This is a genomic window from Campylobacteraceae bacterium, from assembly GCA_013215945.1.
Lineage (GTDB): Bacteria > Campylobacterota > Campylobacteria > Campylobacterales > Arcobacteraceae > NORP36.
Genome location: JABSOM010000009.1, coordinates 62,476 through 84,757 on the forward strand (window position 1 = coordinate 62,476; position 22,282 = coordinate 84,757).

25 protein-coding genes and 1 tRNA gene are annotated in these 22,282 nt (G+C 26.7%); 8 read left to right on the forward strand and 18 right to left on the reverse strand.

All coding sequences use genetic code 11. The features are described 5' to 3' along the window. The 3 genes from HRT41_10515 to HRT41_10525 all read right to left on the reverse strand — a co-directional run bounded on the left by HRT41_10515 (window position 1) and on the right by HRT41_10525 (window position 2,304). On the reverse strand, window positions 1–651 hold the full coding sequence (locus HRT41_10515) for a hypothetical protein (GenBank protein NQY24460.1): 651 nt from the start codon (window positions 649–651) through the stop codon (window positions 1–3). Window positions 652–739: 88 nt separating this feature from the next. Next, window positions 740–1,375, reverse strand: a complete 636-nt coding sequence (gene pdxH / locus HRT41_10520) for a pyridoxamine 5'-phosphate oxidase (GenBank protein NQY24461.1) — start codon at window positions 1,373–1,375, stop codon at window positions 740–742. An 80-nt stretch (window positions 1,376–1,455) separates the two neighbouring features. After that, on the reverse strand, window positions 1,456–2,304 hold the full coding sequence (locus HRT41_10525; protein NQY24462.1) for a helix-turn-helix transcriptional regulator: 849 nt from the start codon (window positions 2,302–2,304) through the stop codon (window positions 1,456–1,458). 25 nt (window positions 2,305–2,329) lie between these two features. Between HRT41_10525 and HRT41_10530 the strand changes: the two genes are divergently transcribed. Continuing rightward, window positions 2,330–3,244: a nucleoside recognition protein gene (locus tag HRT41_10530; protein ID NQY24463.1), complete on the forward strand. Its 915-nt coding sequence runs from the start codon at window positions 2,330–2,332 to the stop codon at window positions 3,242–3,244. A gap of 10 nt (window positions 3,245–3,254) precedes the next feature. Here the strand turns inward: HRT41_10530 and HRT41_10535 are convergent, their stop codons facing one another. Further along, entirely contained in the window at window positions 3,255–3,842 is a 588-nt protein-coding gene (locus HRT41_10535; protein NQY24464.1) for an ankyrin repeat domain-containing protein, read from the reverse strand. Window positions 3,843–3,968: 126 nt separating this feature from the next. On the opposite strand from HRT41_10535, the gene HRT41_10540 reads away from it, so the two are divergent. Further along, complete coding sequence (locus HRT41_10540; protein NQY24465.1) at window positions 3,969–4,619, forward strand: DTW domain-containing protein; 651 nt, start codon at window positions 3,969–3,971, stop codon at window positions 4,617–4,619. Here HRT41_10540 and HRT41_10545 read toward each other — a convergent pair. After that, the gene (locus HRT41_10545) at window positions 4,600–5,499 is read right to left on the reverse strand and encodes a DMT family transporter (protein ID NQY24466.1); all 900 of its coding nucleotides are present in this window, start codon (window positions 5,497–5,499) and stop codon (window positions 4,600–4,602) included. The two genes, HRT41_10540 and HRT41_10545, sit on opposite strands and share 20 nt — an antisense overlap. Continuing rightward, entirely contained in the window at window positions 5,499–6,650 is a 1,152-nt protein-coding gene (locus HRT41_10550; protein NQY24467.1) for a hypothetical protein, read from the reverse strand. The genes HRT41_10545 and HRT41_10550 overlap by 1 nt, the downstream gene beginning before the upstream one ends. 208 nt (window positions 6,651–6,858) lie before the next feature. On the opposite strand from HRT41_10550, the gene HRT41_10555 reads away from it, so the two are divergent. Beyond that, entirely contained in the window at window positions 6,859–8,244 is a 1,386-nt protein-coding gene (locus tag HRT41_10555) for a chloride channel protein (protein ID NQY24468.1), read from the forward strand. Window positions 8,245–8,340: 96 nt separating this feature from the next. Then, window positions 8,341–8,904: a hypothetical protein gene (locus HRT41_10560; protein NQY24469.1), complete on the forward strand. Its 564-nt coding sequence runs from the start codon at window positions 8,341–8,343 to the stop codon at window positions 8,902–8,904. Here HRT41_10560 and HRT41_10565 read toward each other — a convergent pair. Then, window positions 8,901–9,818, reverse strand: coding sequence for a class I SAM-dependent methyltransferase (locus HRT41_10565; protein ID NQY24470.1), 918 nt, complete (start codon window positions 9,816–9,818; stop codon window positions 8,901–8,903). The genes HRT41_10560 and HRT41_10565 overlap by 4 nt on opposite strands. Window positions 9,819–9,931: 113 nt before the next feature. Here HRT41_10565 and HRT41_10570 point away from each other — a divergent pair, with 113 nt between their 5' ends. After that, the gene (locus HRT41_10570; GenBank protein NQY24471.1) at window positions 9,932–10,699 is read left to right on the forward strand and encodes a TSUP family transporter; all 768 of its coding nucleotides are present in this window, start codon (window positions 9,932–9,934) and stop codon (window positions 10,697–10,699) included. 29 nt (window positions 10,700–10,728) lie between these two features. Here HRT41_10570 and HRT41_10575 read toward each other — a convergent pair whose 3' ends face one another. The 7 genes from HRT41_10575 to pip all read right to left on the reverse strand — a co-directional run bounded on the left by HRT41_10575 (window position 10,729) and on the right by pip (window position 14,815). Beyond that, the gene (locus HRT41_10575; protein ID NQY24472.1) at window positions 10,729–11,502 is read right to left on the reverse strand and encodes a DUF3050 domain-containing protein; all 774 of its coding nucleotides are present in this window, start codon (window positions 11,500–11,502) and stop codon (window positions 10,729–10,731) included. A gap of 118 nt (window positions 11,503–11,620) precedes the next feature. Further along, a complete protein-coding gene (locus HRT41_10580; GenBank protein NQY24473.1) occupies window positions 11,621–12,112 on the reverse strand; it encodes a ribonuclease H in 492 nt (163 codons plus the stop codon). Window positions 12,113–12,182: 70 nt separating this feature from the next. After that, window positions 12,183–12,320, reverse strand: coding sequence for a hypothetical protein (locus tag HRT41_10585; GenBank protein ID NQY24474.1), 138 nt, complete (start codon window positions 12,318–12,320; stop codon window positions 12,183–12,185). Window positions 12,321–12,440: 120 nt separating this feature from the next. Continuing rightward, the gene (locus HRT41_10590; protein ID NQY24475.1) at window positions 12,441–13,076 is read right to left on the reverse strand and encodes a LysE family translocator; all 636 of its coding nucleotides are present in this window, start codon (window positions 13,074–13,076) and stop codon (window positions 12,441–12,443) included. Window positions 13,077–13,133: 57 nt separating this feature from the next. Next, entirely contained in the window at window positions 13,134–13,343 is a 210-nt protein-coding gene (locus tag HRT41_10595; protein NQY24476.1) for a hypothetical protein, read from the reverse strand. A 124-nt stretch (window positions 13,344–13,467) separates the two neighbouring features. Continuing rightward, entirely contained in the window at window positions 13,468–13,863 is a 396-nt protein-coding gene (locus HRT41_10600; protein NQY24477.1) for a DUF393 domain-containing protein, read from the reverse strand. 1 nt (window position 13,864) lies between these two features. After that, on the reverse strand, window positions 13,865–14,815 hold the full coding sequence (pip, locus tag HRT41_10605; GenBank protein ID NQY24478.1) for a prolyl aminopeptidase: 951 nt from the start codon (window positions 14,813–14,815) through the stop codon (window positions 13,865–13,867). A gap of 152 nt (window positions 14,816–14,967) precedes the next feature. Between pip and HRT41_10610 the strand changes: the two genes are divergently transcribed. After that, window positions 14,968–15,591 (forward strand): hypothetical protein, encoded by a 624-nt coding sequence (locus HRT41_10610; protein ID NQY24479.1) that lies wholly within the window; start codon window positions 14,968–14,970, stop codon window positions 15,589–15,591. Window positions 15,592–15,684: 93 nt separating this feature from the next. Here HRT41_10610 and HRT41_10615 read toward each other — a convergent pair whose 3' ends face one another. From HRT41_10615 to HRT41_10630, 4 genes are all read right to left on the reverse strand, one after another. Next, the gene (locus tag HRT41_10615; protein NQY24480.1) at window positions 15,685–16,545 is read right to left on the reverse strand and encodes a TraB/GumN family protein; all 861 of its coding nucleotides are present in this window, start codon (window positions 16,543–16,545) and stop codon (window positions 15,685–15,687) included. Between the two features lie 195 nt (window positions 16,546–16,740). Then, the gene (locus HRT41_10620; protein NQY24481.1) at window positions 16,741–17,298 is read right to left on the reverse strand and encodes a hypothetical protein; all 558 of its coding nucleotides are present in this window, start codon (window positions 17,296–17,298) and stop codon (window positions 16,741–16,743) included. Window positions 17,299–17,300: 2 nt separating this feature from the next. Then, entirely contained in the window at window positions 17,301–18,263 is a 963-nt protein-coding gene (gene mutY, locus HRT41_10625) for an A/G-specific adenine glycosylase (GenBank protein ID NQY24482.1), read from the reverse strand. Between the two features lie 167 nt (window positions 18,264–18,430). Further along, entirely contained in the window at window positions 18,431–19,975 is a 1,545-nt protein-coding gene (locus HRT41_10630; protein NQY24483.1) for a DUF3369 domain-containing protein, read from the reverse strand. A 316-nt stretch (window positions 19,976–20,291) separates the two neighbouring features. On the opposite strand from HRT41_10630, the gene HRT41_10635 reads away from it, so the two are divergent. Both HRT41_10635 and HRT41_10640 read left to right on the forward strand, forming a co-directional pair. Further along, entirely contained in the window at window positions 20,292–21,971 is a 1,680-nt protein-coding gene (locus tag HRT41_10635) for a HAMP domain-containing histidine kinase (GenBank protein ID NQY24484.1), read from the forward strand. A 210-nt stretch (window positions 21,972–22,181) separates the two neighbouring features. Then, window positions 22,182–22,256 (forward strand) — tRNA-Val (locus HRT41_10640). Window positions 22,257–22,282 lie beyond the last annotated feature (26 nt).

Consider the following 22,282-nt stretch of genomic DNA (forward strand, 5'->3'; position numbering starts at 1 on the left):
CTAGTTTGTTTCTTCTTCTTTAATATTTTCTTCTACATTTGTACCTAATAGTTCTGAAATTTTAGCATCAATTAGTGCAAGTGTTCTTTCTTGTGTTTTATAAGAAATTTCAGGAAGTTCACCACCCCACATTTTTTCAGCTTCTTCAAAACCTTGAACAATACCTTTTCTACTTTCTTGTAAAGCATCGATATTATTTCCTGATATTAGAAAAACAAAAGAAGATACTCGATCAGAAGTTTTTTCAATAGAGAAAAAACCGCCTTCATCTAATAATTCCTGTGCTTCATCAGCTCCCAATTCACTTATAGGTTTTCCTTCATATCCCATTTCTTTAAGATTTGAAGAAAAAGCGTCTTTACCAGATAAAAAATCTAAAGCTTCTTGATTTCCATTTAAAATTTTATCAAGTATGCTTTGATTATTGGTATTGTAACTTGAAAATTCAAAAGATCTAATACTAATTGAGAGATTAAATCCTTCATCTGAGATCGATAAATTTATAGATGTTTCAGTGTAACTTGCTTTAAAGTAAGTCTCTTGATTTTTTGAACTTGTTTCTTGATTTGAATTACCTTCTTTTGACATTGCATTTGTAAAATTTTTAAACGCATTTGCATAGGGATTATTTCCAGGTCCTATTTCATTCATTAGATACTCCTTAATAATAACTTAATAAATAATTCTATCTGTACATTTCTTAAATTTAGATTAAGTGATTTCCATTTTGTATAATAATTTAAGGTGCTAAACGATTAATTACCCACTTACCATTTTCCAGTGTATATTCAAATCTGTCGTGTAAACGGTCTTTTCCACCTTGCCAAAATTCAATTTTCACAGGTTTAATCACATAACCACCCCAAAAAGAAGGAAAAGGCAAAGAACCCTCTAAAAATTTATTCTTTATTTCGTTAAATTTATTTTGCAAAATGGAACGTGAAGAAATAATATCACTTTGATGGGATACCCAAGCTCCAATTTGACTGCCTTTTGGCCGTGACAAAAAATACTTTAAAGATTCTGCGGTAGAAATTTTTTCAATTCTACCTTCGATTTTTATTTGTCTCTCAACCCCTAACCATGCGAAATGCAAAGCAGCTTGTGGATTTTCTTCAATTTGTTTTGCTTTTGAACTTCCATAGTTTGTAAAAAAAACAAAACCTTTTTGGTCAAATAGTTTTAACAATACAATACGAATAGATGGTAATAAGTTTTTTCCAACAGTAGCCAGAGTCATTGCATTTGGTTCAGGTACTTTTGACGCTGTAGCTTCTTCAAACCATTTCTCAAATTGAACAATAGGGTTTTTATCTAAGTCTTCTAACTCCAAAGACATTTTTGCATATTCTTGTCTATGATCTCGTAAATCCATTCTTTTCCCCAGTAATAATTTTTTAGAATATATCTAAGTTCTCTTTTAATATCAATAAAATATTCACCTAAGAAGTCATTTTATTTATAAGTATTGGGACTAATTCCAAAAACTCTTTTAAAACTTCTTGTAAAATGACTTTGGTCACAAAATCCAAATTCATAAGCAATATCACTTACATTAAGATTTGAGTTTTTTGCTAAAATATTTTCTGCACAATTTATTTTTTTATTAATCATATACGCATGGGGAGAAAGTCCATATTTTTTTTTAAATGCTCTTATTATATAGGAGGTATTATACCCTACTTCATAAGCAATATCTTCTAAACTAAGTTGTTCATTAATATTTTCCATGATATAACTTTCTATTGTTTCTAAGGGAATATTATTCTCATTAAGTTTTTTTTCATTTTTTATTTCTTTGCAATAATGTGTAAAAATCTTTCTTAAAAAAGAAGAAACTTCATTGTGTATACTAGAAGATTCTTTTTCTCTTAAAACTCTATCACACATAAAAACAAAAGCATCATAATAATATTCTGAACTTAAGATATTTAGAGAAAGAGGAAGATAAGAAAGTTTCATTTTTTTAAATATTTTCTTTTGTATTTTAATACACCATTGTTTATTTAGATGTAAAGAATAATAACCTTTTGAGCTTTTTTCCATACTTTTTGTCAAATGTACTTCTTGCGGATTAAAAAAACACAATTGTTTTGGTTTTAAATATTGTGTTTCTTTTAAATACACATCAACTTGAATACAACCTTCTTTAAGAGCTGTAATATTCAAGGTTTCATGAGAATGTTTTGAATAATTTGAAAAAATATCTTCGCTGTATTTTACTTGAGCATAAAATTTATTATTTGAATCGTATAAAAGTTTAATATTCATCCTTCTAAATTTTCTAATGTCAATATAATACAAGACACATTTTCTTTAAGATGATATTATCCAATATCAACTTACAAAGGCAAATAATTTGAATATTAAAAATACTCTATATTCTTCTTTTAGAAGTGCTCTTATAATTTTAAAACTGGTTATTCCTATTTATATCTTGGCAGATATCTTATATTATTACAATGTACTATCACATGTATCTTTTATTATTGAACCCTTTACATCAATGTTAGGTTTACCTAAAGAAGCTGCTTTAGCTATTATCTCTGGTATATTTCTTAATTTATATGCAGCGATTGCATTTGCAGCACCTTTGGACTTAAATCCACAACAGTGGTCTGTTTTAGCCATTTTTTTAGGAACGTGTCACTCCTTAATTGTAGAAGGCATTATTATGAAAAAACTAGGCATTGCAAATTATTACTCTTATTTATTACGTTTTACAGCAGGCTTATTTATAGCTTATTTATCCAGTAAATTACCTGCTTCATTTTTTGAAGCAAGTTTAAGTACTTCTGTATTTGAACAAACAACCTACAGTTCATTTAATGATTTGATGATAGGTTCTTTGTATTCTTCTTTTATACTTTCATTAGAAATCATAGTACTTATTACTTCTTTGATTTTTCTTATGGATTATATTAAATCAAGAGATTTTGTCAAAAAAAGCAAAAAAAATATTTCTAAAAGTTTTTCTTTGGGAGTAGGAATATTATTAGGTATTACTTATGGGGCGGGTATTTTAATTAATGAAGCAAAAAATAAATCCCTTAATCGTGAAGATTTATTTTATGTAAGTAATTTTTTAATGATTTGTCATGCTATTATTGAAGATACCATGCTGTTTGTGATTTTTGGAGCAGACTTTACTGTAGTAATAATAATTCGCTTAAGTTTTGCTCTCTTTTTATCGTTTATTTTATTAAAAATATATCAATACAAAAATAAAACATTAGTTATTTAAAACCAATGTTTTATATATTTATATTAACCTTTAAATTAAGATTATTTACCAAACTTTTTACTGAGTTTCCTAAATTATCTTCATGAGTCAAACACGCGCCATTAGATATTAAATAGTTTGCTACTCTTGTTTTATTATACAATAAAGCGTAAATCAAAGGAGTAGATCTAACCAAATCAAGCTGATTGATATTTAATCCTGCACGTAATAAGGTTTTAATCATTTTTGCATTGTTTTTATATACAGCATAATGCATAACATGTAATTTAGTATTAATATCAACAATTAATTCAATACCTAATTCAATTAATAAAACAATAGCCGATAAATTTTTATAAAATATCGCCCAATACAAAGCATTTCTACCACTATCATCTCTTTCATTGATATTTGCACCATATTCCACAATATCTTTAATTTTATCTTGTGTTTTGGTTGAAATCAGTTCAAATAATAAGCACCAACCTTCGTCAAATTTAGTATTTACATTCGAACCCATAAACAATAATTTTTTAAACGTAAAATCATTTTTAACATTTAAAATAAGTTCTTGATTAAATTCAATATTATTTCTATTTATTAAAATATTATCACTCATAGTTTCTCCTTTTTTATTTAAGGTATTCTAACATTTTAATACTTAAACAATATTGAGAACTGTTATCATAAGTTTCTTAAAGTAAATTTTATCTAACTTGGCTATACTCCTGCAAAAAGGCCTTTTTTGTTAGACCAAAGACAAACATGTTATTCTTGTTACAGACCTATGCTTACGTGTATGTGCAAGTATATAAATAAAATATCAAGTAATACAAAATTTATTTTATTAATGCATCCAAAAGAATTCAGAAAAACTAAAAATGGAAGTGGACATTTTACGCATAAATCTTTAAAAAATTCCGAAATTCACATAGGTATAGATTTTACTACTAATAAAAGAATTAATGAATTAATAGATGATACAAACAATGCTTGTTATATTTTATACCCAGGACATGAGAGTTTATTATTAAATAAAAACAAACCCCAAGAAAAGAAAAACTTGGTTTTGTTTTTAATTGATTCTACTTGGGCCTGTTCAAAAAAGATGTTAAGAGTAAGTAAAAATTTAGCACGCTTACCAAGAATGAGTTTCACTCACAATAAAAGTTCACAATTTATATTTAAAACTCAACCCGCACATTATTGTTTATCTACTATGGAATCAACCTTGTGTATACTTGAACTTTTGAATATTCATGGAATAGAAAATATAAAAAATAAGGAATTAGAAGGATTTTTAGAACCCTTTACTCAAATGGTTAAATATCAAGTCAAGTGTATTCCAAATAATGAAATCAGATATAAAAAACCCTTTAAAAAGTCTTCTGTTTAATTTTTATTTTTCTTATAAATAAACCTAAAAGAACTAAAAACAATGATATATAGGTTATGTCTTTTGGGCTTTCATCAAAAATAACCCAAGCCCAAAAAATAGTAAAGAGTGGAATTAAATACGTAACTAAAGACATAAACTGTACACCAACACTTTGTATTATTTTTATTCTAATAATAGAAGCACATGCTGTTGGAATAAGTGATAAAAAAATCAAAGCATAAAAAGCAGTATTTAAATAACTCTCATAGATAAACGTATCAAAATATAAAACAAAAGGAAACAAAATAAGAGAGGCACAAATAAACATAGAACTTGAAGTAATAATACTAGAAATATTATGAAGTTTTCTTAATAATAAACCAGAAGCGATATACCCCATGCTTGCAAATAAAACAGCAATTTGTCCATAAAAAGCATTAATATTATCGCTGTTAAAACCATCTGCTAATAATAATACTATTCCTAAAAAACCAAATATTACACCCAAAAGTTTAAAAAAAGTGAATTTTTCATCTTTTGTAATAAAATGCGATAATATCAATGCAATAAAAGGACCCACCGCTAAAACAATAGAAGCCGTACTTGCATTAATATATTGTTGTCCCCAAGCAAGTAAAGAAAAAGGCAAAGAGTTGTTTAACAAAGCGGCAAGTATAATAATACGCCATGTTTTTGCATCTTTTGGAAAAGTGAGTTTTTTAAAATAAATAATAGGAAGAAAAAATAAAGCAGCAAAAAAAATACGAACAAATGCAATAAATAAAAATGAGTACTCTTGTAATGCTACTTCAATGCAAATAAAACTTCCAGCCCAAATTGAGCTTAAAAAAAGAAGTTTAAGATAATCAATACTCTCTACAGCTTTTAAAGCTTTCACTATTTTATCTTAACAAAACTTACACCATTTTCTAGGCTTTGAATATTTTTGATATTTTCAATACTTAAAGAATGTGTGTCATTAAAAACATATTTCATTAAATATTTAACTTCAGTATTTGTAAAACCATCAATTTCTTTGTCTTTAATAGTTACTTCATTCATATTTTTAATGTAAATTCGTTTAAGTTTATTGTTTTTCTCTTTTACATAATAAACAATATCATATATTTTTGTATTTATTTTTTCAATAGTAACAAGCACGCGATCATCTTTTGCTTCAAGTTTAAAATCAGAAAAAATAGTCTTAAAATCATTTGTACTTATAAAACCAATGTACAGTTTTGTAAAAATATCAAAATAAAGACCTAATACTCTGGATTTAAAAAAGTTCAAATTAATATTTGAAGAATCTTTAAAACGGGTATTCTTTAAAATCCATTCTAAGGTTTGAAAATATACAAACTGTTTATATTTAATAACAGATGTTTCTATAAACTTTTTTTCTTTAGGAGGCTCAATTTTTTTATACTTGGTTTTTTTGAAAATAATATTTTTTAATAAAATTTCATTGTCTAATTCTTTAGTAAGCCAAACCGTACAAAAAGAAGGAAATTTTTTAATGCCCAAAGAACCTTCTGTTAATACGATTAATGATTTAATTTGCATAGAAGGAAATAATATTTTTAATAAAGCATATTTTTTATCAAGTCTTTTTATTAAAGACACTGTTTTTTTAGATGTTGACATTTCTACAAAATACAAAGCATCTTTGGTAAAAAATAAAGCATCAAATTCTGAAATATCTTTATAAACAGATTTATAAACAATTTGTGCACTTTTATTAATTAATAAACCATTCTTTTTGTATCTGTGATCCGCGTTTTGGTGGGGACCTTTTAAAACAAAGCGCGTAATCTCATCGTTAGTTTGCGCATATCTCAATAAATGCTCATAAATTATGTTTTCGTATACTTCGCCTTTAAAACTGCTGTAAGCGGCCATATAAGACTCACTGCTTTCATCTACGTTATTACGTATGAGTGTTTTTATATTGCGAATGTCGTAACTATAACAAAAAACTTCTTTATGAATATTTTCTAAGTTTAAGTTTTCTATATCTTGGGTAATTTCAAATTGATTCAATATCATACTTATTATTAAATTTTAAAAGATTATATCTAAATAATTATAAAACAATTTTACAAATAAACTTTTGAATTATATATCCAAGATATTTAAAAATATATTTTTTTTATAAATATTTTAAATTACAAGAAAATTATTCGTATATCACTGATTTTAGGCTTTATTTTAAGTCAGGATAAACTATAATTTGAAAAACTATTAAGTAACATACATGAAAAAACACATTATTGAACAATCTATTATTTTATACTCTATTTCTAAATGGTTATTAATTTCAAGTTTAATTGGAATTGTAATTGGTGCTATTGTAACTGTATTTCTAACCATCTTACAAGCAGCAGAAGATTCAAGAGAACTCTTAAGTTTTAACTATTATTACACCCTTCCTTTTGCTTTTATGTTTACGGTCTGGCTTGTAAAAACTTTTGCACCAAATGCCAAAGGCCATGGAACAGAAAAAGTAATTGAAGCCATTCACAAAAGACATGGACAAATTGATGTTATTATTATTCCAGTAAAACTTTTGGCTACTGTAGTTACTATCTTTTCAGGAGGTTCTGTAGGTAAAGAAGGGCCAGGAGCTCAAATAGGAGCAGGTGCTGCTTCTTTTATTGCTGATTTATTTAAGTTTTCAAAAGAAAACAGAAAAGTATTGGTAATTTGTGGAATTTCTGCTGGTTTCGCTTCTGTTTTTGGAACACCAATTTCTGGTGCAATCTTTGGAGTAGAAGTATTAATTGTAGGTATTATTATGTACAATGTTTTACTTCCTTCCTTTATCTCTGGTTTTGCTGCATTTACAACTGCTCGTTTTTTAGGAATGGACTATACGTATTTTAATATGCGATTTTCTCAAAGTATTGATTTGGAATTTTCTTTAATTTTTCAAGTTGTGCTTGCAGGGATATTTTTTGGTATTGTATCTGATTTTTTAATTACTTTTTTAAAAAAGAGTGAGTTTGCGTTTTCAAAAATAAAAATCAATATATATTTAAAAGCCTTTTTAGGAGGTTTAATTCTTATTGGACTTACTCTTATATTTGGAGAAGCTTATTTAGGTTTAGGCCTTGAAACCATTAATACGTCTTTTTTCTCTGATAAAAGTATAGCAGCAGAAATACCTTGGTATGCTTTTTTATTAAAAACAGTTTTTACTGCTTTGACTTTAGCCGCAGGCGGAAGTGGTGGGGTATTAACACCAATATTTTTTGTAGGGTCAACCAGTGGAAATTTATTTGCAACAATGGTTGGGGATCATTTTGCATTTTTTTCAGCTATTGGTTTTGTTTCTGTTTTAGCAGGTGCTGCAAATGCACCAATAGCAGCCACTATAATGGCAGTAGAGCTCTTTGGCGTAGAAATTGCACCTTATGCTGCTATTTCTTGTGTTATTTCTTTTTTAATGACAGGACATAGAAGTGTTTTTCCCTCACAAATTCTAAAAATGAAGAAAAGCGATTTATTAAATGTACAAATGGGAGAAGATATTGACCATACGACTGTTGATATCTCAGATGAAAATAAAATAAAATTTTTTAAATTACAAAAAAAGATACTATTAAGAGGAAGAAAAAGAAAACAGGAACCTAAAGATTAATTAATCGTTCAATATTATTAGTAATTTTTATTTTTATTAGAAAAATATAAACTTCATTAGATATAATTTTATATTACATATTTAACAAGGCATTCAATGGAAATCAATTTTTATAGGTTAATTGACCTAAGTTTTATTTTACTCATCTTATTCTTTACATATCATGCATATAAAAAATATTATTATCTTAAGTTTTTTGATTTTTTTAAACTTCTGTTTTTAATTACAATTTCTGCAAAATTATCAGGCTCAACAGCATTCTTTCTAAAAAAACTGCATATTATATATGCAGATACTAATTCTGTTTTACTTTTAATCGCTTTTTTACTTAATCTTTTTATAATTTTTTATTCTCTTAAATATTTGATTTCTTTTATCAATGAATTTGTGAACAGTCATAAAATAAGAAAAACTTTTGCAATGCTGCTTTCTTTTGTTGAAGTATTTTTACTTGTTACGTTTATTACGTATATGTTAATGCAAGTTAGTTTTATTAAACAATATGCTTATCCTATTGTAAATAAATCACATTCATATAAATATGTTAAACATTTTTATATACAAGTATTAAATAAAGACTTTTTATATGTGATTATGAATGCAAATACAAAAACATCTAAAGAAGAAATTATATTCAATTCTTTTAAAAATGCTTTTTAAGTTCTTCTTGTTTTAGTAAAGATAAGATTTTTCAAAGCTCTTTCTTCGTCTTTACAAGGATGAGTGCTCATTATATTTAAGCGTTCTTTGAAGGTAAATTCTGGGGCAAGACGTAAATAAATATCTTTAATAAAATCACTTTTAAGCTCAGGTGCATTTAAACACGAAAGTATAATACACTCTTCTTTTGCAAAAATATTCAAACGCTTAATGATCTTTTCATAGTCGTTACTCACTGCAAAACTTCCTTTTTGGAAACTAGGAGGATCAATTATAATTAAATCATAAGGCCCTTCTTTTTTAATAGCATTCCAGGATTTTAGTATATTATGAGGCAAAAATTTTACTTTTTTTAGATCTAAATCATTAAGCCTGTGATTTGTTCGTCCAATATTTAAAGCACTTTTACTCATATCAATATTAACAACCTTTGCAGCCCCTCCTTTTATTGCACAAACAGAAAAAACACAGGTATAAGAAAATAAATTTAACACTGTTTTATTTTTACTGTTATTTAAAACATACTCATGCCCTATTTTCATATCAGAAAAAAATCCCATATTTTGATTGTTTAAAAAATGTGCTTGGTATTTTAATCCAAGCTCATAAAAAAACTCTTCTTTTTTTAATTCCCCAAGAACTATCATGCTTGGTGATTTATTTAAATATCGCCGTTGAACAATAAAACACTCATATTTTTTAGCATAATACAGTTCTTCTACTAAAGCTATAATTTGATTTTCTTCTTTTTCTTCTTTATACAAACTCAAGAACAAGATTTTATTCATTGAGTCAAGAAGAAGATATTCATAGGCATCATAATAGCCTCCACGTCCGTGGAAAAGTCGCGTAAATTCTTCTTTTGTATTTTGTGCATTTTTAAAAATAATATCTTTTAACTCTTCTATTTTCATAATTAACCTATATTTTAATTTATTTAACATTTTATAAAAAATGTCAAAAAAGTACAAGACATTTTTAACAAATTTTGATATTCTTCACTTATTATTCTACAAAAAGGTTTTTAATGGAGTTTTTAGAAGATATAAGTCTAACATGGTACATAATATTTATTTTAACAGGTTTTGTTGCAGGTTACATTGATGCAATTGCAGGAGGTGGAGGTATGATTCAAGTACCTATTTTGCTATTAAGCGGCATTCCTCCTTTATTTGTATTAGCAACAAATAAAATTGCAGGATTATTTGGTACATTAATGGCAAGTATTAAATATGCCATGAGTAAAAAAATGTCCTTTACTATAGTTTGGATTGCAATAGGACCTTGTTTAATCGCTTCTTATTTTGGAACAAACTTAGTAATGTATTTGAGCGATGAGATAATTGCCTGGGCTATTTTAATATCTATTCCTATTGCTTTATTATTTTTACTTAAAAAAAGTACTAAAATAAAAGAAGAGAAAAAGAAACTTAGCAAGAAAAAAATTATATTGTGTACTGCACCTATTGGTTTTTATGATGGTTTATTAGGGCCTGGAACGGGAACATATATGACTATTGCTATGAAGAGATTTTTAAATCTTGATTATATTGTAGCAACTGCATCAACTAAACCCCTTAATTTAATGACAAATATAGGCTCTGCTATTGCATTTTTTGCAGCAGGAAAAATTTTATGGAGTATTGCTTTGCCAATGGCACTTGCTAATGCACTAGGCGCTTATGTTGGTAGTCATTATGCAATAAAAGGAGGAGAAGCTTTTATTAAAAAGGTTCTCATTAGTGTTTTACTTATAATGTTAAGTGCAAATATCCTAAAAATGATTATATATTAAAGTATAAACAAAATGTTTATACTTTTAATCTAGTTGTTTTCTAAAATACAAGCGTTAATGCTGTCCCATAGTTTAATTCTACGAAAGAGTGCTTCTTTACAAACTTCTCTTGCTTCGCTCCATTTTTCTTCATCACCTTCACATAATTCGCTAATCATATTTAAAGCCATTGGTCCATGTTCTTCTCCATCAACTTCAATATGTCTGTCAAGATAATATACCAGTTTTGATAAACCAGCTTGAGGGTTTTTATTGAATTTTCTTACAATTTCAACAAACATATCAGGAATTAAATTTTCACGCCCAAAAGTAAATACAGAAGCAATTAAATAGGATTTTTTGGTATTAATTACAGAAAAAGTAAAATCAATAAATTTTTTGATTTCTTCATTTACTTTTGCAATTTCTAAAGATTTTTGATAACTCTTAGCATCATTTAAATTATCAATAAAAGTATTGATATCAGAAGTATTTGCTTCTACTTGTATCATAGCATCAATATACATTTCAAAATGACTCATAGTTTCATTGTTTTCGTTAAAATCACTTTCTTCACATAAAACAATATCATTAATCAAACGCCTTGATAACCTATGCCCTTTGGGAGTCCAAGGTACATTTGTATTGGTTAATTCTCTTTGTAAAGATTTTAATAAAGACATAAAATCCCAAACTGCAAATACATGCATTTTCATAAAAACTTGAATGCTTTTAACTGAATCTACATTTTTATATAAATCATGCGCAATAAGTTCTTGTCTTAAAGGCTCCAAATCGTTTTTCATTTTTTCTATTTCTGTCATATCATGTCTTTTCAATAGTTTCTTTTTTCGTAAATATAAAAAATACAATATTTGTATATTTAAAAAAACGTTGTATTATACATCAATTTATCCAATCTTTATATAATTATTTTGAACTTCACTTTTCTTCTAAAAACTCATTTCGCAAATGCTCTCGTGCATTTTTATCAACCAAAGAGAAAATTCGATCTATACTGCTTTTTTCTGCTGTTTTTTTATGACCTTTTACTTTTACAAAAGAACAATCTATTGCATCACAAAGAGTAAAAAACTCTTTATAAAATAAATGATTTTTAATTTTTTTATTGTTTTTTGAATAATAATTGTTTTGTTCAAACTTCGATCTTCGATTATTTAAACCAATAATATTTTGACAATCGGTATAAATAATAAGGGAGTAAGAACTTAATTCTTTTTCTTTTAAAGCAAAAAGCAGTATTTGTAATTCTGCTAAAGTAGAAGAAGTATTAGAAAAACGCTTATTTTTAATTACGTAGGGCATATTATTAGCATTTATTTCTTCATCACTAAGATAAAGATAAGAACCATAAGCTATTTTTGTTTGAGGATTAACACTGGAATCAGTAAATAAGTATAATATATCTTTCATAAGAGCCTAAATTAAAGTTTATAAAGAATTTTAACTAAAAAATTCAATATAAACTATTAAGAAAAAAAAATTAATTAAAAAATATATTCTTCTCTTTTTTTACAATGGACTTCTTTTTTGAGACCATTTTATCAAAAATAATAATACAAAAAATTGAAAGAGCTCCAAAACCAACGATTGCTAAAAATAATATATAGAATACTTGCATTTGTTTCCTTTATTGATATTGAGTATCAGTATAGTATAAATACATAAAAAGTATCTTAAAAAGAAACTTTTTAAATAACTCTTATCTTAAATAATAAAAGGAAATAATATATATCCCGTATTATTTGTTTTCAAAAGTAATAAGTTTCACACCAAAAGCAACAAAAACAATACCGGTAAAAGCTCTAAAAGATCTTTGGGCAAAAGAATCCTTATTTTTTGTTTTTATTTTTGAAAGTAAAATAACCATACTTGAAAACCAAAGTGTATTTAAAAGAGCATGTATCGTAATTAATAAAAAAGCATAAAAAATTGAAGAACCTGTAGTTGGGATAAATTGAGGAAAAGCAGCCAAATAAAACATTGAGACCTTAGGGTTCAAAGCATTTGTTAAAAAACCCTCTAAATAAGCCATTTTAATTGTACTCTTCTTCTTTTTAGTATTATTTACATTTTTAAAATCTTGATTTTTAAAAGAAGAAAATAATGCTTTTATTCCAATAAATATTAAATAACAAGCCCCTAAAACTTTGACTATAAAAAATGCTTCAGCTGAAGATGTTAAAATAACAGAAATTCCAAGAATTGATAATGCCCCATGTAAATAAAAAGCACTTATAAATCCAGCAATATTAGCAAAACCTGCATTTTTTCCAGATATTGGTACTGTTTTCGCAAGTAAAAGACCATTTGGACCAGGAGATACTACTAAAAGAATCGCAACAAAAGTAAACGTCATTATTTCAATAAGTGTCATAAAAAATCCTTAAAAATTTGCCCATATAATATACTAATAAAACTTAGAACATAAATTTTAGTGAAAAATCAAATATAAATAAGCACTTATACTAAGTATAAAAAGAAAAGTACAGTTCCAATAAAAATATGCAAAAAACTTTGAATTTGTAGGAAATTCATCTTCTTTGTTTCTTGGTTCTGTTATATGTGAACCATCCAAAAAGGCATGTACTGCAAAAACAACAGCTAGGAGAATACAGCTCATAAGAAAAAAATTTAATTGCATTATTTTACCTTATTAAAAAATCACGGAATTTTATAATAAATAAGCTTAAAATACATTTATTTATAATATATACAGTTATTTGTATATTAAAGCTTTAAGAATTGTAACAATAAAATTGAAATTATTAAGAAAGAAGATTGCTAGAACTATTGATTTTACTCGATTTGTCTTTTTTTAAAAACCTATGTCTGTTATTTGATACCCACATATATAAAGCGTCCATTAAAAACAAAGGGAAGATATCAATTACAATAAGGCTAGGCCACAAAAAAGGCAAAGAAAGTGCAATTTGGCTTACTGCTCTGCTTTTATTATAGGCTTTGTCATTTTTAATTAATAGTATGCTTTTATTTCCTTGCTCTTCTTGGCCGTATTTCTTAATTAGCTCTTTTGCACTTTTACTAGTAAAGCCTGCAAAATAAAAAATCTTATTTTTATCTCTTTTAATAATAAAATTAACCGCTTTAATACAAAAAATACAAGTATCATCAAAAATGATAATTTGAGCATTTTTTTTCATTTTATTCTACCTTTAACATTTCATTTGTTGAAGCAATTAAATGATGAATATTATCTGGCTCAATTGAAGCATGGCCTGCACTTAAACCAATAAGTAATTTAGCATTTTTTAATTCTTTATGCAATAACCATGCATTATCAAAAGGACAAACAATATCGTAACGTCCATGAACAATACAAGTAGGAATATCTTTGATTTTATAACAATTCTCAAGAATTTGATTTTCTTTTATAAAAAATGCATTCACCATATAATGTGCTTCATGCCTGGCAAGTGTCCAAGAAGCTTCATCATTTGTATTTGCAGCTAAAAACGCTTCATTAGGAACAAGAGTAACACAAGAAATTTCCCATTTACTCCAAGCTTTAGCTAGTTTTTTAGCTGCTTCTTTATCCTCTCCTGTTAAAACCTCGTACGCTCTTTTTACAAAAGATTTTTCAGAACTAGAAGGTAAAGCTGTTAAATACTCTTCCCAATAATCAGGAACCATTCTTACAGCAGGTCCTTGATCAAAAGCCCATGCAGTATCTGTTTTTCTTCCTAAAAAGATACCTCTTAAAACCAAACTTTTTACTCTTTGTACATGTTCTTGTGCATACAATAAAGATAAAGTAGAACCCCAAGATCCCCCAAAAACATGCCAAGAATCAATATTGAGTTTTTCTCTTATTTTTTCTATGTCTTCAATTAAAAAATGGCTTTCATTATTTTCTAAACATCCATGAGGAAGTGATCTCCCACAGCCTCTTTGATCAAATAATATAATTCGGTACTCCAAAGGATTAAAGAAACGTCTGTCATTCTTAGAACACCCTCCTCCTGGACCTCCATGTAAAAAAATGACAGGTTTTCCATTTTTGTTTCCACATTCTTCCACATATATTTGATGTATAGAATCCACTTCTAATAAAAAACTATTATAAGGCTCAATTATGGGGTAAAATTTATTCATTATATTCCTTTAATAAAAGTATAGAAAGTATATGCTTAAATCATTTATAAATATAATAAGAAAATAGAAAAAGCATAAAATAATTACATCAATAATAATATAGAATATTATTTTGTGATATACTGTAGTACTAAATATCATAAGGAGATATTATGAGTATTGCAAAATTTACAATCTTAAGTATATTGCCGCTACTGTTTTTTACTGGGTGTTACAGTGAAAAGATATTAAGAACCAAGCCCACTACTTTTATTGATATGAACCCTAACGTGGAATCAGCAGATTTATATCAATGTATTGACACAGAAGAAGAGTTATACACTAAAAAAGAAGATATAAATCAAAATATCTGTAGAGGATACACAACAGTTAGTAAAAAAAACATTATGAAAATTGCTAAAGAAGATCTTCCCAGCGCAATTAACAAGTTATTTTATATTTCTGACAATAATTGTAAACAATTTATTGAAAAATTTAAATATAACTACATCAAACAAGATGTTGCTGGTAAAATTTTAAGCTTAAATCTATTTGGTGTTGGCTTAAAAATTGGAGGAATTGCAGATATATCAAGTCAACAATTTGTTAATTTAAGTGATACATTAAATGAAAATCTTAAAAAAAGACAAACTATTAGAGAAAAAATCCTATTAGATTACCTAACAAAAACAGATTCTACACAAGACAGTAAAAATACAAACACAGGAGTTGATGCTCTCCTAGTTAGTTTTATACAATATGATAAAACGTGTTCTCTTGTTAGAACATTTGATTAAAAAAAAGTGCTTTGTATTTTACAAAGCACTTTTTTATTTTTCTTATTTAAAAATTTAATTCATATCTGACTTTCATCTTATGCTATATATTTATCAGTTAATATTTTCTACTTTATATCCTTTTTTTTCAAGAAGACTTAATACACCATGCTCACCTACTAAATGAAGTGCCCCAAAAAGAATAAGTTCAACTTCTTTATTCGCAAGCATTTTTACAATCTTAGGCATCCATGCTTTATTTCGTTTAATTAATAAAGAATGATATAGTTTAGGAAATTTATCTTTCCAAGAATCCAAAGAAACTTTTTTAAGTGCTTCATTATCACCTTGTCTCCATGCTTTTTTCATTAAAGAAAATTCTTTTTCTATATTATTTAAATCTTTTAACATATATTTTACAAAAGCGCTTTCATTGTTTTTTCCCATATTACTTAAAAAATCCAGTTGTTTAAAAACACTTTCTAAGAATTTTATTTTCTTTTTATCTTTTAAAGCTTTTTTTGAATAATATTCATCCACTCCAATCCCTAAGAGTGAGAGTTTTTTTAATTCTTGCATCATTAAAGTAATACTCAACATACCTGGTTTTAATTTGGCTACATTTGCATAACTTATATTTTCTTTTTTTAAATACAACTTTAATTCTTTTAGTGTTTTATCATCTAAATAATTCTCCAAAGTTTTGTTTTTCAAATACAGTGTTTTTCTTAAAATTAAAGGTCTAAAAGAAGCTTGTGAAAATTTATTTGTGTCTGCTTCAAATACAATAGTAGAAGATCTTTTATACGCATAATCAAAAGCTTTTGGTAAAGGATAATCATCTTTATTTAATAAATGTATTGTTCCTGCAATAAAAAGATGTGAGCCATTTTTTGATATTTTCCAAACAGGAGACTGTGCATATACATTTACAAATAAGATGCAAAAAATAAAAACAATATATTTAAATTTCATAATAATCCTTCAAAATTGAAACAGTTTTAAATAAAAACAAGGTATATCTTATTAAAACATTTATTAGTATAGTTCTTTATCCTCTACTTTACTTAAAATGTCATTGCTAAAACTTAAAAACTAAGCTTTTATTTAAAATTGTATTGTATTTCATTTTAAATAAAAATTGTGAAATAACTATAGAAAAAACACCTGCTAATTATTATTTAAAATAGAAACTTCATAATGATTTACAGAAAAAGAAAAAACCAGTTTGATCATAAAAAACAAAGAAATTAAAATAAACCATAAAGGCAAAGAAAAATATAAAATCATAATAAGTCCATAAAACATCAAGTTAGCTGCAATAAAACGCTGAATTCTTTTTCCAATCAAGGCATTCACTATACAAGCTGCACCTATTGTATATACAGTAAAAACAAAAGCATATACAAAATAAGCATCTAATAAAAAAGAAATAACAAGAAGATGGATATGAAATAAAATAAACAAAAGTCTCTTTTTAGATTGATTTACATAATGTTGATTCGTAGAGAAAGTAAAATTAGCTATACAACCCGCCATAATATCAGCTACTAAGATAAAAGCTGCGATTATTTTCCAGCTAAGGGCTCCTTGCGTATCATTTGAATAATTATTATAAATAAAATAAGTAGCTAAAAAAGAGAATACAAATACAGCAATAAGTTCTAAAACACTTTGTTTTTTTCCAAAAACATCATGAAAAAACTCATTTATTTTTATATATTTCACATTTATCCTTCATTGTATTTTTTTTCTAAAGCCAATGCTTTATGGTCAATCTTACTTAAAGCAAGCTCACTTATTTCATCTTTATTAAACCATGATTTAAAATGCTCTTTTGAAACACAGCGAAGGTATATTTTTGCTCTTAAAGATATATGGCTGTATTCATGTTTAATTTCACCCAAATAAGTATCATAGAGTTCATCTTTTAAAACTTGGTATTGTTTAAAACTCCATAAACCTTTTAAAAGATTGTTTTCATTTTGAAATAAAGCATATTTATCTTTATATTTATATATTATTAACTGTCTGTTTCTTAATTCTTTTTGTTTTTTGGGCTTTTTTTCTGGGTAAATACTTGCTTCATTTTTCCCTTCACAGCCTTCATTTAAAGGACAGTTATTACATAAAGGTTTTTTACTGGTACACACTTGTGAGCCTAAGTCCATTAAGGCCTGATTATACGCATAGGCATGTTTTTTATAAGAAGAAAATAATTTATGAGATAAAAGCCAAAGTTCTTTATCTTTTGCAGTTTTGATTTTATAATATCTGTATAAAATTCTTTTTACATTAGCATCTAAAATTGGAACTTCTTTTCCAAAAGCAAAACAAGCAATCGCATTAGCAGTAGAAGGGCCAATACCAGGAAGTTCTAATAATTCTTTTACACTTGAAGGCAGGTTTTTTTGAATCATATTGGCAGTTTTATGAATATTTCTGGCTCTGGTATAATATCCCAAACCTTCCCATGCTTTTAAAACATCCGATTCTTTTGCTTTACAAAGACTTTCAAAACTTGGAAATTTTTCTAAAAACTGGAAATAAAATCGCTCAAGTACGGTTTTAACTTGTGTTTGTTGAAGCATTATTTCGCTCAAATAGATATGGTATGCATTGTTTGTATTTCGCCAAGGAAGTTCATGTCGTCCGTTTTGTTTATACCAAAGCAGTAAAGCAGTTTTTTTCATACAAAAAGATCTTTTATTGTATTATATTGTATTAAAATTCATATTACTTGAAAGCATTCTTTTTTATATGCCTAGACCTTATTTACTGCTTTTAAATCAGACTTTCATTTCAAAGATTTTACCCCTTTCTTATGCTTCAAAATTTAGGAGTAGTTCATATATATGTATTATTTAAAGCTATTTAAAGAAGTATAATCTTTTACAAAAGCAATAATGTCTGAATACTTATCAATATTTTTTAATACAATGTCCACTAACTTAGGGTCGAAATGTTTGCCCCTTTGATCTCTCATCAATGTTAATATATCTTCAAGTTTCCATGGTTCTTTATAACATCTTTTATGAGACAGAGCATCAAAAACATCTGCAACAGCAGTGATTCTTCCAAAAATATGAATATCCTCTCCTCTTTTTTTAAGAGGATAACCAGAACCATCAAATTTTTCATGATGTTCATAAGCAATAGTAGCAGCAGCTTTAAAAATCTCTCTTTTTGATGATTTTAAAATTTTATATCCAATACTTGCATGTTTTTTCATGATTTTAAACTCTGCTTCATCTAATTTTCCAGGTTTTAAAAGAATGGCATCAGGAATACCAATTTTCCCTACGTCATGCATAGGTGATGCCATTTGTAGAAGTTGGGCTTCTTTTTGGGACAAACCATAATCCAGTGCCAAGTGATATGAAAACTCTGCTACTCTGTGAACATGTTTAGAAGCCTCTTTTGATCTTTTTTCAACCACTTCACCTAATCTCTCAATGACTTCTTTTTGGGTATCGATAATCTCTTTGGTTAAAGAGATATTATTAAAAGCAACAGCAATATTATTGGAAAAAATCTCTGTGAGTTGTTTATCTAATATATTAATATTTTCACATCCTGTTATATATATCAAATATTTTATATTGTCATTAAATTTGAAATACCCAAGATAGGAGCTATCATCAAATTGGGTTGTCTCTTTTTCTATGGCATCCAAAATTAATGTTCTTACTTTTTGATTGATTTCTTCAAAATGCTTAATATTTTCATATTCTCCTGTACCTGCTAATATTGTATAACTCTTTTCTCTTTGCTCAATAGATAGTGCACTGTTTGTATTTAAAATCAAAGAAGTATTGTTTAAATTTAAAATAGAAATCAATTGAGTAAGAACTCCTTTTGCAAACAGTTCTAAAGAGCGTTCTTCATTAATTGATTTTGTTGAGTCAATAATTTTTTCCAAACCATCTCTGCTTTTTTGGATAATAATTAAGTCTTGGTAGGACCTAATAGCAGTCACTATAGAAGAAAACAGTTTTTTAGAGGTGAGCTCTGTTTTTTCTTTGTAGTCATTGATTCTGTATTTGACAATGACTTCTTGTTCTGGGGCACTTCCTGGTTGTCCTGTTCTTAATATTATACGAACAATGTTATTGTTTAACTCTTCTCTTATCTTTTGTGCCACTATTAATCCAGCATTTTCAGTTTCCATAACCACATCTAAAAGAATTACGGCAATATCAGGAGTAGTTTGCATTATTTCAAGGGCTTCTTTCCCACTATAAGCATTAAGGAGTTCCGCTTTTTTCCCATCCAGTTCAAAATGTCCTAAAACCGTTTTTGTTATTTCATGAACAGCAATTTCGTCATCTACTATAAGTATTTTCCACGTATCATTCAGCAACGTTTTTTTCTTTTCTTTTTTTGAAAAATTTATTTTAGCCATTGAATACCTTTCTCTCTTAAAATAAACATTTATAAATTTTTTACTCTTTAAAATCTATAATTAAGCATATCAATATTTAATTCTTTTAAAAGCTCATTCCTTTGGTTTAATTTAAGAACATAAGAAGTCCCTTTTTAGCTTATACAATAATACTACACTCCTAAGCTAATAGACTTATTAAGAAAATTATTAGTTTATCTTATTAATCTAATAACTTTAAACAAAATTTAAAGAATCGGAATAACTTATGTTTTAATCAAAGTATTATTAATAAAATAATATATTTTAATTATCAACATTTTGGAAGGTCTTTGCTTTGAGTAAACGAAATAAAATATATTTAGTTTCCTTATCTCTTATAGTCATAAGTGCTTTATTTATGTTAAAAGAAATTGAAGACAAAGAAGAAAAGGGGCTTAGAAACTTAACAGAAACAGTTTTGATAATAAAAGATTTACAAAATAATGTACTATTCCTAAGAAGGAACGAAAAAGATTTTTTACTTAGACATAATGAAAAGTACAGTTTGGATTTTACGAAAAATTATATAAAAATTCAAAGAAATATTACCTCCTTAATAAATCATTTAAAAAAAGAAAAAATTGATACCAGCGAACTCTTAAGATTTAATACTACAGTCAAAGAATATAAATTATTATTTAAAAATATTGTAGAAACTCAAAAAATCTTTGGACTCAATGAAAATAAGTCTAAATATTTAGACTTAAGGCAAACAGCCCATGCATTATTAGATGACGTTAAATTAAATAAAAAAATGCTTTCAGATGTTCTACAATTAAGAAGACACGAAAAAGATTTTTTACTAAGAAAAGATTTAAAATACAGAGCTTTGTTTTTAAAAAAAGAAAGAACTATTTTTATAGCTGCAAAAAATCAAAAAAGAATTAATTTACTCAAACAATATAAACTAAAGTTTTTAGAGCTCGTTAAACTTCAAGAAAAAATAGGACTGAATGAAAATCTAGGACTTATGGGAAAAATGAGAAACTCAATTCATAAAAGTGAAAAAATATTAGATATTTTAGCAAATAAGTTTATAAAAGATATCGAAAATAAATCTGTAGAACTTATTAATTTAACCTATATTTTCATTATGATATTGTTTGTAATTGTTATTTTAATAATGACTATTTTGGTTAAATTCTTTATGAGTGAGTCAAAAATAAACGCATTAAATCTCTTAAATAATGAATTGTCAAAAACTCTAAATAATCTTGAAAAAACACAAGATAAATTAATCGAAGCAGAAAAAATGGCAAGTTTAGGGGGCCTTGTTGCAGGGGTGGCACATGAGATTAATACTCCTTTAGGCATTGCTTTAACAGGTATCACCTATTTTGACGAAATTTCACATAATATTCATAAAATCTATGAAACGCAAGACATGACACAAGAAGATTTTGAAAAATACTTAGACGAATCAAAAGATATTTCCAGCCAAGTACTAAAAAATATACAAAGAGCATCCGATTTGGTGCAATCCTTTAAACAAGTATCTGTTGATCAAACAAGCGAGATTAAAAGAGAGTTTTATGTAAAAGATTATACCAATAGTATTATTTTATCTATACACAATCAAATCAAAAGAACACACATCACAATTGAAAATAATATTCCCTCTGATGTAAAAATAAATTCTTATCCCGGAGCTTTTGGACAAATTATTACAAATTTAATACTTAACTCACTAATACATGGATACACCAATAAAGATAAAGGTCTTATATCCTTTACTCTAAAAAAAGAAAAAAACGATATTGTATTACATTATAAAGACGATGGTAAAGGAATCAAAGAAAGTGATCTCCCTCATATATTTGAACCTTTTTTCACCACTAGAAGAGGTATTGGAGGAACAGGTTTAGGTTTAAATATTTTGTATAATATTGTTAAAAAACAATTTGAGGGAGAAATTTCATGTAAAAGTAAAGTCAATGAAGGCGTAGATTTTGAAATTATTATTCCTATAGATTAAAAAGATAATACTATTTAAACCCCTTTTTTTTTTAAAATTTTCTTTTTCATAAAAAGCCCTTGTTTTATGATATTGTTAAGAAAAAGATTAAAGGAACAAGGGATTAAATAAAAGAAGCTGCTTCAAAGCACTGATTAAGAGTTTAGGTGCTATCATTCAAAGACAATATTATTACAAAACAATCAATATACTAAACTTTATCTATAATATGATCGCGTAACTCAGAGGTAGAGTACTTCGTTGACATCGAAGCGGCCATTGGTTCAACTCCAATCGTGATCACCATAAAAAACCTTCTTTAAATAATCTTT